The organism is Parabacteroides sp. AM58-2XD, from assembly GCF_003463685.1.
In the GTDB taxonomy this organism is placed as follows: Bacteria; Bacteroidota; Bacteroidia; order Bacteroidales; family Tannerellaceae; genus Parabacteroides; species Parabacteroides segnis.
Genome location: NZ_QSDP01000010.1, coordinates 17,222 through 30,261 on the forward strand (window position 1 = coordinate 17,222; position 13,040 = coordinate 30,261).

8 protein-coding genes and 1 pseudogene are annotated in these 13,040 nt (G+C 38.8%); 2 read left to right on the forward strand and 7 right to left on the reverse strand.

What is annotated here, in order from left to right; all coding sequences use genetic code 11:
• The 7 genes from DXA15_RS03875 to DXA15_RS03895 form a co-directional block, all read right to left on the reverse strand.
• On the reverse strand, positions 1–681 hold the full coding sequence (locus DXA15_RS03875) for a hypothetical protein (protein WP_128133189.1): 681 nt from the start codon (positions 679–681) through the stop codon (positions 1–3).
• 12 nt (positions 682–693) lie between these two features.
• Complete coding sequence (locus DXA15_RS25895; RefSeq protein ID WP_233566793.1) at positions 694–858, reverse strand: hypothetical protein; 165 nt, start codon at positions 856–858, stop codon at positions 694–696.
• Positions 783–2,600, reverse strand: a complete 1,818-nt coding sequence (locus tag DXA15_RS03880) for an alpha-L-fucosidase (protein ID WP_128133190.1) — start codon at positions 2,598–2,600, stop codon at positions 783–785. The genes DXA15_RS25895 and DXA15_RS03880 overlap by 76 nt, the downstream gene beginning before the upstream one ends.
• 129 nt (positions 2,601–2,729) lie before the next feature.
• A complete protein-coding gene (locus DXA15_RS25900; protein WP_233566788.1) occupies positions 2,730–3,257 on the reverse strand; it encodes a RagB/SusD family nutrient uptake outer membrane protein in 528 nt (175 codons plus the stop codon).
• A 76-nt stretch (positions 3,258–3,333) separates the two neighbouring features.
• Positions 3,334–4,641 (reverse strand): RagB/SusD family nutrient uptake outer membrane protein, encoded by a 1,308-nt coding sequence (locus DXA15_RS03885; protein ID WP_233566789.1) that lies wholly within the window; start codon positions 4,639–4,641, stop codon positions 3,334–3,336.
• A 17-nt stretch (positions 4,642–4,658) separates the two neighbouring features.
• Positions 4,659–7,829: a TonB-dependent receptor gene (locus DXA15_RS03890; protein ID WP_233566790.1), complete on the reverse strand. Its 3,171-nt coding sequence runs from the start codon at positions 7,827–7,829 to the stop codon at positions 4,659–4,661.
• A gap of 197 nt (positions 7,830–8,026) precedes the next feature.
• Positions 8,027–8,770 carry a DNA-binding domain-containing protein gene (locus DXA15_RS03895; protein WP_128133191.1) on the reverse strand — a complete coding sequence of 248 codons (744 nt, stop codon included), beginning with the start codon at positions 8,768–8,770 and terminating at the stop codon, positions 8,027–8,029.
• Positions 8,771–9,214: 444 nt separating this feature from the next.
• Here DXA15_RS03895 and DXA15_RS27870 point away from each other — a divergent pair.
• Both DXA15_RS27870 and DXA15_RS03900 read left to right on the forward strand, forming a co-directional pair.
• Positions 9,215–9,268: pseudogene (locus DXA15_RS27870) on the forward strand (hypothetical protein); the annotation flags it as partial.
• A gap of 423 nt (positions 9,269–9,691) precedes the next feature.
• Positions 9,692–13,036 (forward strand): response regulator, encoded by a 3,345-nt coding sequence (locus tag DXA15_RS03900; RefSeq protein WP_158579635.1) that lies wholly within the window; start codon positions 9,692–9,694, stop codon positions 13,034–13,036.
• The last annotated feature ends 4 nt before the right edge of the window (positions 13,037–13,040 follow it).

The following is a 13,040-nucleotide window of genomic DNA, read 5'->3' on the forward strand; positions in this document are numbered from 1 at the left end:
TCATTTGTGATATTTATATTGGACGAAGTCGAATAAGCCATAATTCTCTTGTTGAGGAATATGGTCTCCTATGAATTTGAGATTTTCTACACTACAGAAGATGTAGAATGAAATTTCATTACCAAATCCTAGTTGTATTTCTTGTTGCTTTTTCTTGTCGATACTCCATGTGGCATAATATTTATCATCTTTGATGGTCAAATCTATTTCGAAAAGATGCCATCCCGGTTTTATTGTAACGGGAAGGGAGGCGTATGGAAAATCTTGTGAAGTCATATAAGCTATCATGTCGTCTGGTGAAGCGTTCAGTTTTTTTCTGATCTCTTCGTTTCCGTATCCGACTTCAAAATCCAACTCATGATGGTCATCGCAATAAATCCATGAACCGACACTAGCCTGGTCTTTTTCACCCATTTGCGGAATATAAGTTTTCCATGTATATCTGCCGGTTGTATATTTTTTGTCGGTAGTCCGGATCTTTTTTCGGTCCCATGAATGAGCCCGTGTATAGATTTTCAGAATACCGTCTTTTATATCGCATTGGTTTTCAGGATTATCATCTTGATGTCCATAGACCCATCCATTTAGATTGTTGAAATTCCATTTGTGGTTATTCTCTTTTTGAGAGTAACCGGAAGTACTGATAAGAAGTAATAGACTAAAAATAATAAGCTTGTTCATATATATGTTGTTTTATGGTTTTACCGTTAAAATGTCAAACTCTGCACATCCGAACACAGAATCGTCTTTTACGGTAGAGTTTGCCGTGAATTTTATAAATCTCATATTTTGTGGATTGAAACGAACGGTTTGTAATATAGGATTATTCCCGATATTGTCGAATTCTTTCTTACAAATGTCTTTCCATGTTTTCCCATCCGCGGAAGCCGCCAATGTATATTGGAATACGGTCCTTGCGGATTATTGCTTTGATCTGGTAAATAGCTGAAACCTTCAACTTTTTGTATTTTACCTAAATCAATGGTAAGTTCATAAGGAAAACTATCTTTTTTACTGAACCAAACGGTGTTTTTGTCTCCGTCAAACATGGTGTTTATAGAACCATCTTTTATGTTGATGACTTTCCAGTTCTTTTTATCATTGTTAGAAACAATACTTTCATTATCTTTAGTGATAGATGGAATTTGTTTTTGATTGGGAGCATTGTATATTTCTATATTACTGATGACCGGTGCATCTTTAGCTTCTAAATGTATACGAATTTGGGATGCTTTTGTATCCGGTAATCTTAAAATCCTTTTATATCCGATTGTTGTTTGAGTATCTAACAATTGCCAAGTTCCGTTTACGAATGCTTCTACGGTAAATGAATGGATACGCTGTCCCAACCGGATGTATTCTTGTAGTAGCAGTCGGTTAAATGTTACAGGTTCTTTTCCTAGTTCGACAGTAATCGTGGCATTGGTTATGCCGTCTTCTGTTGCCCAATAGGTCTCTTTATCCCCATCAATCATCTTATTGGGGGAGAATTTCCTTCCACGTGTGTTGCTTGCCCTTATGGTAGAATGTTTGGCTAGATTATCTTGAAGTTCTTTTTTTATAGTACGACAGAATCCTATCAGTGCGGCAGAATCTGCCGAATGGATTAAGCCGTCTCGGTCAATAGGTATATTTAAGTTGAAAGAGCCATTCCTTCCAATAGAATTATAGTAAATATCTATTAGTTGGTCAATTGATTTAACTTGTGTGTCTTCTTCCGGATGATAAAACCATTTGGGACGGATTGAAACATTTACTTCAGCCGGTACCCAATATTTACCATCTTCATGTCCATTTTGTAACTGTTGATAATGGGGCCAACCCGGCCATACCTCTTCCCTGCGTAGAGTACTCCAGTTGGTTTCACCGACCCATCCGGATTCGTTTCCGCACCAACGGACATCGGGACCGGCATCGCTGAAGATAACAGCATCAGGTTGCAGTTCGTGGACTAGCTTGTTCGTTTCCGGCCAATCATAGTATGTCTTTCTGTTAACATTACGAGTTTCATTAGTTCCGCCGTAATAGCCGGAACCACCGTTAGCTCCATCAAACCAAACCTCGAAAACGTCTCCGTAGTTTGTTAGAAGTTCTTTCAACTGATTTCGAAAATAGGTGATATATGCTTCTGAGCCATAATCTTTATGGTTTCTGTCCCAAGGGGATAAATAGAACCCTAATTTTAAGTCGTATTCTTTGCAGGCATCAGCCAATTCTCTGACCAAGTCGCCTTTGCCATTGCGCCAAGGAGATTTTGAAATATTGTAATCTGTGTAAGCGGAAGGCCATAAGCAGAAACCATCGTGATGTTTCGCGGTAAGAATCACTCCTTTCATCCCTGCGTCTTTTATTATTTTGCACCATTGTTTACAATCAAGGTTTGTCGGGTTGAAAAGTTGTGGGCTTTTATCCCCATATCCCCATTCGATGTCAGTGAAAGAGTTGATGCTGAAATGAATGAATGCGTAGAATTCTAACTCTTGCCATTTGAGTTGGGCTTCTGTGGGAACGGGACCATAAGTATGAGGTGCTTCGATCTCTTTGCAACCAATCAGGCTTGATAAAGCGATCGAAGCGAATAGGAAATATTTTGTTTTCATTTTGAAAAAGATATTTGTTTTGCCTGTGTTTAAAAAAGAGAGAAATGCCTCTTTGTGTAATTGAATACAAGATGAAACATTTCTCTCGTCTTAGAAAACTTTTATGGTAAAATACTTTTCTAAAAACTTTTACCACAGAGGATTTTGTATCAGATTGGGTGACTTGACAATTTCGTCATGTGGTATAGGATATAAATACATTGCTTTTGTCCACTGGTGCTTGCGTACCATTTTACGATGGAAGAATGAGTTCGGGTCAGAAAGAGGAAGGCTGGCTTCTCCATCTACGTTCATACCCCAATATACAGTTTGGTCCGCTTCTTCTCCTGCGCCACAAATCATCCAACGACGGATATCGAAGTAACGTTGACCTTCGGAGAATAATTCAACTTGACGCTCTCTTCTGATAGCATACGCTTGTGCTTCATAATCACCGATGACATCTATCTTTTTACCAGTATCGTGTAATTTTTTATATCCGGGGATACCGGCTCTATCTCTTACAAGGTCCAGATATTTGATGATATTTGGGTCGGAAGGATTGACTTCATTACAAGCCTCTGCATAATACAGGTAGAAGTCAGCCAAACGCAGAATATAAGAAGGTCTTGCCCAATTCTGTAAATAGCTGCGGCCGGGAATACCTCCTGGTTGCATCGTTTATACAACAGATAGCCTGTGAAATGTTCACGCCAAGCGATATTGTTGGAGTTGTTTCCATTGACAGAGAAGTCTACGGACCAACCTTCAGAGGCTGAATATGCCAACTTCTGCCTTGGTAAGTCACTGATTGGTAGAAGCGAGGTTCCCGATCAACGTACATGTTAAAAATTTGTTTGTCGATTTGAGGTTTTTTGTATGCACAGGGGTTTTCTAGATCTGTGAATCCTGTTTCATCATGCTCCGGATCTTCATGAATGTCCAGTCCGTTTTTAGTAAAGAAAGCATCTACCGATTGTTGAGAAACACCTGCTCCACTCCAGCCATCCATAATGTCTGTAGGACGGCATCGTCTGTCGAAATCACCGTTCCCATTATTCATATGAGTGACACTGGTTGCCCAAATTACTTCTTTATTCCATTCTTGGAACAAGCGGTAAACGGATTGACCGGGGTTTACACTACCGTCTTTGTTGTACACCTTAAAAAGTTCGTAACCGTTTGTTTCTGCGAATTGAAGGAATGTTTCCAAATGCTTTTTAGCAGTTTCCCATTTGGAGGCATTATAATCCGGGAAGATTCGTGAGCCATCGGAATTTGTCAGTTCCATGGCTTCCTTGTATCCGCCGTTAAATAATTTGCTGGCAGCATATACCCATAGTTTTGCACGCATTGCTAAAACAACGGCGCGGGTAGGACGAACCATTTCATTCATATTCTCAGTTTCTTCCCCTGTGAAATCATTGATTTTCCGAAGTGTAAGAGGTAGATAATTCTCTTCTAAAACTTCTTGATAAAGGCCATCTATATAATTGACAATTTCATCAACCGATGCCCGTGGAAAATCGAAAGAAGTACCGGAAGGATCCACAGCCTCCTCTATGACAGGAACAGGACCGTATAATTCAAATAAAGAGAAATAAGAGTAAGCAATGAAGAATTTTGCTTCAGATTTCATTCGGTTGATATCTTCCTCAGTAAGTTTCTCTTGGTCGGTTGAAACACCAATGGGTTTGGCATTCTCTAAAAATAGATGCGCTTGCCGGATGTATTGATAGAGGGCGTTAAAACGGTGGAAACCTGCGGTACTGGCTGTGAATCCGTTTTGCATTTCTGTTTTTACAGTACCATGGCTGACGCTTCCTTCTCCACCTAAAGAATACCATGGGTTGGTAAAACCTGTTACATTGTCACAAATATGTGAATATTGAGAAATACAATTAAAGATATTGGCATGCCAACCTTTGGTATATTTGACATTGCTGAATGCTTGTTCCATGGTCAGGTTGCTGGCCAACTCGTCGGAAACATCCAAGAAGTCGCTACATGCAGTAAATGTTAGACATGTACCGGCTATTATCGAAGCTATTATTTTTTTCATATTCTGTTTATTTTATATTAAAAACCAAGTTCAAGACCTACAGTCCAAGTCATATTGATCGGATATTTGGAAGCACCGGCCGATCCTAATTCCGGATCCCACATCTTAATATCATCCCAAACGGCCAAATTGTTTCCCTGTACATAGATGCGGGCGTTTTTCATCGCTATTTTACGTAGCATCTTGCTATCGAATACATAACCGAATTCCAGATTTTTTAAGCGAATAAAATTTCCGTTTTTGTACCACCATGTACTCGCATAATGGTTATGCTCAAAATAATTATTATGTAGACGAGGTACTAATACATCCTGATTGTCAGGATTGTGACTGCTCCAATGGCTAGTCATGGCTTCCCTGCGAGCTGAGGTTGTTTGGCCTTGTCTAAAAGGAATAAGGTTACTTATGTTCATAGAAGCATTGGCTACCCCTTGGAAGAAAATACCAGCATAAAATCCTTTATAATCAATGTTCAAACCGAATCCATAAACCCATTCCGGGTTTTCAGAATAACGGTCGTGATCATAGGTTCTATCGTAGCTGTCGATTCTACCATCTTCATTTAAGTCATGGTATTTGATATCACCAGGTGATACACCTGCGGCAGGTTTGGGAAGACCTTCTTTCAAACTGTATGTTTTCTGTCCATTGGTTGGATCTTCGGTAATATTGAAATCATCGTCGGTGTATAAACCGTCAGCGATGTATAAGAGCGGTTTGTTTAAGCTATTTCCTGTTACGCGCTGATAAGCATAACGAGGTTCAACTTCATCGTATTCGACAATTTTGTTTTTAGCATAAGTCACATTTCCTCGGAAAGTAAGTGCTACCTCTTGTATGTTTTGTTTGAAAACGATATTTCCATCAAAACCTTTATTACTCATTTTACCGAAGTTTTGCCAGGGATTGGATCTGAATCCAGTCATACCACTTACAGTCTTGCGTTGCATCAATATATCCCGACGGTCGTTTTTAAAGATATCGGCACTTAAATCGATTTGTCCACGCAGCAATCCTAAGTCAATACCGATATTCTTTTTCTCTTCAACTTCCCAAGCAAGGGTAGGGGCTTCAAATGTAGACTCGTGTACACCTCCCGGGTTATTGGTACCACCGCCGCCTGATCCTATATTGAATCCGAAATTATATCCGGCACCACCTCTGTTCAGTGAACCACGGTATGGGAATCGGGTATCACCCACATTGTCGTTACCGGTAAGACCATATGATGCACGTAGTTTTAATTTGCTGATAACATCTTCGGTGGATTTCATAAATTTTTCATTACTGATATACCAAGCTACACCAACAGCCGGGAAAATTCCGTAACGATGTCCTTTGGCGAAGTTTTCACTACCGGTCAAACCGAAACTGCCTTCTACCATATAACGGTTGTCGTATCCGTACGAAGCACGAGCTACCACACTTTGTTTTTTATAAGGTAGACCTACACCTTGCGATTGTTTTTCTTTTTGCATATAAAGCAACATGCCGGATACATCGTGAATGTTATTGAATATTCGTTTGTAGTTTAGTGATCCTTCCAGATAGATACGTTTTTCTCCACCAGTCCCAGCACCAGAGAAGTCGGTCAAATCCGGATTTCCTTCGTTGATTTGGATGTATTCTTTTTCTCCGTTTTCATTCAGAATCATTCTATACGTGGTAGGTGTTTTGGTACGTTTAGTTGCAGAGTAATAATCTGCATCAAAGCTACCAGCCAATTTTAAGCTCAAACCTTCTGTAATGAAATCCAGTTTTTGGTTCAATGTTACTTTGGATTGCAGGTTTGCATTCCACTGTTTTTGATAACCGGATTCATTCAATTTGTTGTAAGGATTTCCGGTTTCTCCATTGTAAATGGATGGTTCGGAGAATGTTCCGTCTGAAAATCGTAGTGGAAAAATGTGTGGAGCGAAGTAATACATTTGTCCGAAAATATCGTCAGTAGAATATGCCGGGTTGCTGGTGTCTGTATATTGTCCGCTCATGTCAATAGACAAATCGGTTGTTTTCGTTACGGCAATATCCACGTTGGAGCGGAGGTTGTAACGACTCAATCCGATATTGGCATCGTATTTGTCGATTGCCTTTGAGTCGAAAATACCGTTTTCATGATAGAAAGCTCCGGAAACGAAATATTTTACTCGTTCGGAACCTCCCCGCAAATTGAGGGTAACTCTTTCATTGAACGTATTGTCTCGCAGCAAGCTGGAAAAATCGGTATTTGGGTATAGGTCCGGATCTGCCCCTGTGCGATATAGTTCTAATACCTCATCAGAGAATGGTGCGGTAAAGTCGGTAGGGTTACCACTGCTTTCCCATACAGCTTCATTGTATAAGGTAAGGTAATCGTATGAACCTAATGTGCGAGGTAACCGGGTTGGTTGGGAAACTCCGAATTCAGCACGAACGTTCAAAGTCGGTTTTTGGGATGTTCCTCGTTTGGACGTAATTAAAACAACGCCATTGGCACCTTCGGCTCCATAAACAGCTGTCGCGGAAGCATCTTTCAGTACAGTAAACGATTCGATTTCATCTGCTGTAATATCATTCATATTTCTGGGAACTCCATCGACCAATACTAACGGAGATGTTCCGCCAGCAAATGAACTGATGCCACGAATCCAGAATTCGGAATTGTCCTTTCCTGGTTCCCCTGTACGTTGTACGGCCAATACACCTGCGATTTGTCCAGCGATGTTATTGGAAAGGCTTCGTGTTGGCATAGATAATTCTTTTGCAGAAATGGTGTTCAGTGACGAAACAACGCTCTCTTTTTTCTGTTGGCCGTAACCGATAACGACCACATCGTCCAGACTAACGGAAGATTCAACCAAGCGGATATTGATACTCTTTTCGCCTTTATACGTTTTTTCTTCTGTGTTAAAACCGATATATCGGTACTCAATAATGTCATCTTCGTTGACATTATTGAGTACGTATCTACCGTCTATGTCAGTTGTTACACCGTGTGTTGTGCCTTTGATGGAAACTGTAGCGCCGATAATCGGATTACCGTCGGCATCAGTCAGCAAACCGGTAACGGTGTGTTTTTTCTGTTGATGAATGCCCTGAATGTCGACATTCTCTCCTTTGATGTTTTCTGGTAGATTTGCATTTGCAGATCCTGTACAGATCAAAATGCAACTACCCACTAAACATACATTTTTTAGGTTTGTTTTCATACTTTCGTAATTTAGATTAATAACTCAAATGGTATTCTTTTTGATTTAAGTGTTGATGATTTTTGGGTATGATGCTTCATGTTTTAGGTACTATCACCAGTTATATCTTAGCTACTCTTACCCTTCATGTCTTAGGTCACCTTACCTGTCATATCTCAGGGACTATGATCGGTGAGGTGACAGGGACTATGATCGGTCTACTCTATTTCAGGACGATCCCCTTCGCCTACAGTTAGTAAGATAGGAAATGTATAAGTGCGTGCTTCTTTCACTAACTGGTAATTGGAACCGGCCTGTGTAGTGACACTCAACTTATATTGGCCTTCTTCTAATTGAGGAATAGAAATGATGATCTGCGATTTAGTGTTCATAACAATTGTCTGTACTTTTTTTGCTTCTCCGCTACCGTCTGGGTTGAAATAGACTCCAATAGTATCGGTTTCGCCTTTTAACAGAAGTGTTGAACCGTCAATTACTGCCGGACCACCGGAAGTAATCTTGTCGTTCACAGAACCTGTTGTGGAATCGGTGATATTATTGATTACAGGACCTGTTTTTGCCACACGCGGATCAATGGTTATCAGTTTCATTGCGTTTCGGAGCAACTTCCCCGGCGTGTAAGTGATTCCTAACGTATGCTTGGCTGGGTCAAATTTGGGATCTTCCCCTTCGAACGGTCCGGCAATGTTTAACATGTATTGTCCGACACCATCCACCAGGCTTTTGCCTTCAGATATAATTTCAACTTTTATCTGGTCGGATATGTTGAGAATGTTTTCAATGGTTTCCGGGCGATACTCCGTACGTGCTTTAGCAAAACGTTGGGCAACTTCTTTATTATGTAAGGTTCCGGTAATGCAGACCTTTCCACTGTAATCACCAACCTTTTCGGTGAGGAGGTTTTCATACAAGTCGACAGTCAAAATGCTTTTTTCTTCCATGTGTATTAAATTTGATGAGATTTGTCGTATGCAAAAGACTGAATAAATCAGGCAGAACAGATCCGGTTTTAATTATCATATATCAAAAAACATTCAGATATCGTTTGGATGAGTTATTGTTGATGACTAGGGTGAATATTTGATTTTTATCATCATTTGTTTACTTTTGTCAAATATTGATCATTTTTTATCAACTAATATTCATTCTTAGTAAAAAGAATAGGTTGAAGTTTTTGTGGGATTGTCACAGAGGTACTTTTGAGGCAGTTTTTATGGGGGGATATAAGTGAAAAATACTATTTTTGTGATGTTAAACTTATAATATCATGTCGACATTCTTTCGCGTACTTTTGGTTGTTGTCATAACAAGTTTCTGTTTGACGGTTTCAATAAAAGCTAATTCTGATTACAACTTTCAGCAAATAACAATAGGAGAAAGGGTTATCCCAATCTTCTGTCAATTGTCTTTTTGTCGATCATAAAGGATTAATGTGGATTGGAACGGTTTCCGGTCTGAATTGTTTTGATTGGTCTGAAATGAAATCTTATTATCAGGTTCCCGATGATCCGAATACACTGCCTGGTAACTATATCTTTTTTGTCGTAGAGGATTCATTATATAATGTGTGGGTAGGAACCAATAACGGATTGGCAAAGTATGACAAGGAAAAAGATATCTTTATTCCGATTACCCAAGATAAACCTTTTTATTCCTACGTTTTTACACCGGATGGGATCGTGTTCGGTGGGGATGGTTTGTTTTACCAATATACTTATCAGACGCAAACTGTTTCAGTTTTACCTGTAAAAGGGGATACTTCATGGAAAAGCTTTCATCGGATTATCCCTTGGAAAGACGATAACTGGCTTATCTCAGATCGGGGTGGCTGGGTATGGAGTTATAATACCGTCAGTCATTTATTGGAGAAAGCCTTTTTCTGCAAAGAAACAAATATAGCCTCTTTGTTTGTGGATGATAGAGGAAATATTTATGTTGCTCCTTATATGCATGGTGTCATTTGTTATTCTGTTGATGGAAAAGAAAAATGGCATCTTACTGATCGAAATTCTGATCTGAGCAGCAATATAGTGTTGGACATACAGTCTAAAGATGGTGAATTATGGATCGCAACTGATGGAGGAGGCATTAACATTCTTGACGAGGATATGAACATATCCACTCTGCTGCATATTCCGGGAAACGTTAATTCCTTGCCGGTAAATTCTATATCTTGCTTATATAAGGACTATGATAACAATATGTGGATGGGAAGTGTGCGTGGTGGTGTTATTGGAGTAAAAGAGGCATTTATTAGAACATATAAAGACGCTGCATTGAACACGACCTACGGGCTGAGTGAAAAGACGGTTATCAGTCTGTTTGAAGACGAGGAAGGAATCTTATGGATCGGTACCGACGGCGGCGGACTTAATCGCTATGATCCGTTCAACGACACATTTAGGCATTATCCCGATACGTATAACGAAAGTATAGTTTTTATTACAGATTATTCGAATGAGGAGTTGTTGCTTTTTTTATATGGTAAAGAACCATATTTATTCAATAAAAAAACAGGCGGACATCGTCCTTTTGTCATTGTATCCCCAGAAATCACACGTGAAATCTATAATTCGCTTTATATTACTTATGGAAACCGAGTTAGTGAAAATAAAATATATATATTATCCAACCATGCTTATATCTATGATACGGAAAAGAAAACCTTCTCCTCTTTCAAGACAGACCGGAGTTATCTCGGGGGACTGATATTGCTTGGTTTTACCCAAGATAAAGCATTTCTGTTCAATAAGAAAGAACTGTTTGGAGTCAATAAAGAGAATGATAGCCTAAGTGTCATATTCTCAGTTAGTAATAATGAGACTATAAGGGCGGTCTGTAGGGACAAAAATGGGAAATTCTGGCTGGGAACCGATAATGGGTTAAGATATTATGATCCTGAATCTGATATTTATAAAAAGATAGAGACACAATTGTTTTATAGTGTATCTACTTTATTGTTAGATGATGAGGATAGATTGTGGATTGGAGCACAGAACATGTTGTTTTCATATCATATTCAAAAAGACAAGTTTACAATCTATGGGGAATCGGACGGGTTTCTGCCGAATGAATTACCTTTTGCTTATCCACCAACCTCAATCGCTGGAAATATTTATTTAGGGGGTGTTTACGGCTTGGTCAAAGTAAGTAAAAACATATCCATGCAAGAAGAGTATCCTCCTGTGTTTGAACTTATTGATATATTAGTAAACGGGAAATCTGTATCTCCCGAACTTTTGGGAACCTCAAAAACAATTAAAATACCATCGGATCATTCTTCAATAGCTATCAAAGTGATTACTAAGGAAAAAGATATGTTCAGAAAAAGGATTTTCCAGTATCGTGTTGTAGGTCCCATCAATTCATATACAGAATCATACAATCCTACTCTCAATTTGAGCACCTTGATGCCAGGTGATTATTCAATACAGGTTTCATGTAATACAAAAAACGGAGACTGGAGTTCCTGTCAGGAGCTTCTTCGTATTACAGTAACACCTCCTTGGTATAAAAATACCTGGATTATCGCAGGAATGTCTGTCTTGTTACTTGGTATCGTTTTTATAACCATTCGGAGTATTATTAAAAGAAAAGAATTCGAACTTACCTTGCAAATAAAAGAACATAAGCAGAAATCGAATGAAGAAAGAATTCGCTTTCTGATCAACATCAGTCATGAATTGCGTACTCCGCTTACTCTAATCTGTGCTCCGCTGAAACGTCTACTGAATACTTCTTCCAAGATAGAGCCGGAAGTTATGACAAAACAATTGACGAGCGTTTACAATCAAGCTTGCCAAATGAAGAACCTGATTAATATGGTTCTGGATGTAAACAAAGTAAAGGAGGATAAAAATATTCTGCATAAGAAGCCTTATTTGTTGAACGATTGGGTTAAATCTGTCTGTGAAGATTTCAAGAATGAGTTTGAGGCTAAACAGATAACTTTGGTTTACTCCCTTGACAATACCATAGGTATGATTTCCTTTGATAAACCGAAATGTGAAATCGTACTATCGAATCTTCTTATGAATGCATTGAAATTTACGTTTTCGGATACGAGGGTTACAGTTTCTACCTTGGTTATCAAAGATGTTGTTCGAATAACAGTCAAAGACCAAGGGATTGGATTGAATAATGTAGATATCCGGAAGCTCTTTACCCCCTTTTATCAAGGAAATCATGAGCAACCTGGAAGTGGTATTGGTCTTTCGTATGCCAAAGCACTTGTAGAAATACATGGAGGTAAGATTGGTGCATTTAATAATGAAGACAAGGGAGCTTCGTTTTATTTTGAATTACCTGTAAATACAGAACAGGAAGAAACTTCGGATATGGCTATACAACTTTATGATAACGAAAATTGCATATCTATTCCGGAGGAAAATGTAATGACCCAAATATTGACTGAAAATTATACTGTTTTGATCGTTGAGGATAAGCAGGAATTACGTCTTTTCTTAAAAAATGAGTTATGGGGATTCAAGGCTGTTTATACGGCTGAAGACGGTATAAATGCATTAGATGTAATCCGAAACAAGCGACCGGATATTATAGTAAGCGATATAATGATGCCTGGGATGGATGGTTTTGAGTTATGTAAAAGAATCAAACAAAATATTGATACTAGCCATATTCCGGTTATTTTGCTTACTGCCCGAACCGATTCGGAAAGTACTCAAACAGGTTATAATCAAGGAGCTGATGCATATATCGGTAAGCCATTTGAACTTGATTTGCTGATATCTGTTATCAGAAACCAGTTGAAGAACCGGGAGATTATCAAACAAAAGTATATGAATCTCGGTTATGTCGCAGAACTGAGATCCTCACATCAGAATAATATAGATGATGAATTCCTGATCAAATTGAGTAAAGTGATCAATGAAAATTTGAATAACCCGGAATTAAATATTGATTTCCTGACGGACAAGATGGCAATGAGCCGTACTTCCCTTTATAATAAAATCAAGGCGTTGACCGGTATAGGCGCCAATGATTATATAAATCGAATTCGTATAGAAAAAGCAGTACAACTTTTAACAGACACTCAGTTAAGTATTACGGAAATATCGGAAGAAGTCGGTTTTACATATCAACGCTATTTCAGTACGGCATTTAAACAAATAAAAGGAGTTACCCCGACACAATTCAGAAGTGATCAAAAAAATAAGAGTACGTTAGAGGATAGAGTACCTAAATGAAATG

Excerpts from the sequence above, each read along its gene's own strand:
- DXA15_RS03875 (WP_128133189.1), bottom strand. The coding sequence starts at position 681 with ATGAACAAGCTTATTATTTTTAGTCTATTACTTCTTATCAGTACTTCC.
- DXA15_RS03880 (WP_128133190.1), bottom strand. The coding sequence starts at position 2,600 with ATGAAAACAAAATATTTCCTATTCGCTTCGATCGCTTTATCAAGCCTG.
- DXA15_RS25900 (WP_233566788.1), bottom strand. The coding sequence starts at position 3,257 with ATGCAACCAGGAGGTATTCCCGGCCGCAGCTATTTACAGAATTGGGCA.
- DXA15_RS03885 (WP_233566789.1), bottom strand. The coding sequence starts at position 4,641 with ATGAAAAAAATAATAGCTTCGATAATAGCCGGTACATGTCTAACATTT.
- DXA15_RS03890 (WP_233566790.1), bottom strand. The coding sequence starts at position 7,829 with ATGAAAACAAACCTAAAAAATGTATGTTTAGTGGGTAGTTGCATTTTG.
- DXA15_RS03895 (WP_128133191.1), bottom strand. The coding sequence starts at position 8,770 with ATGGAAGAAAAAAGCATTTTGACTGTCGACTTGTATGAAAACCTCCTC.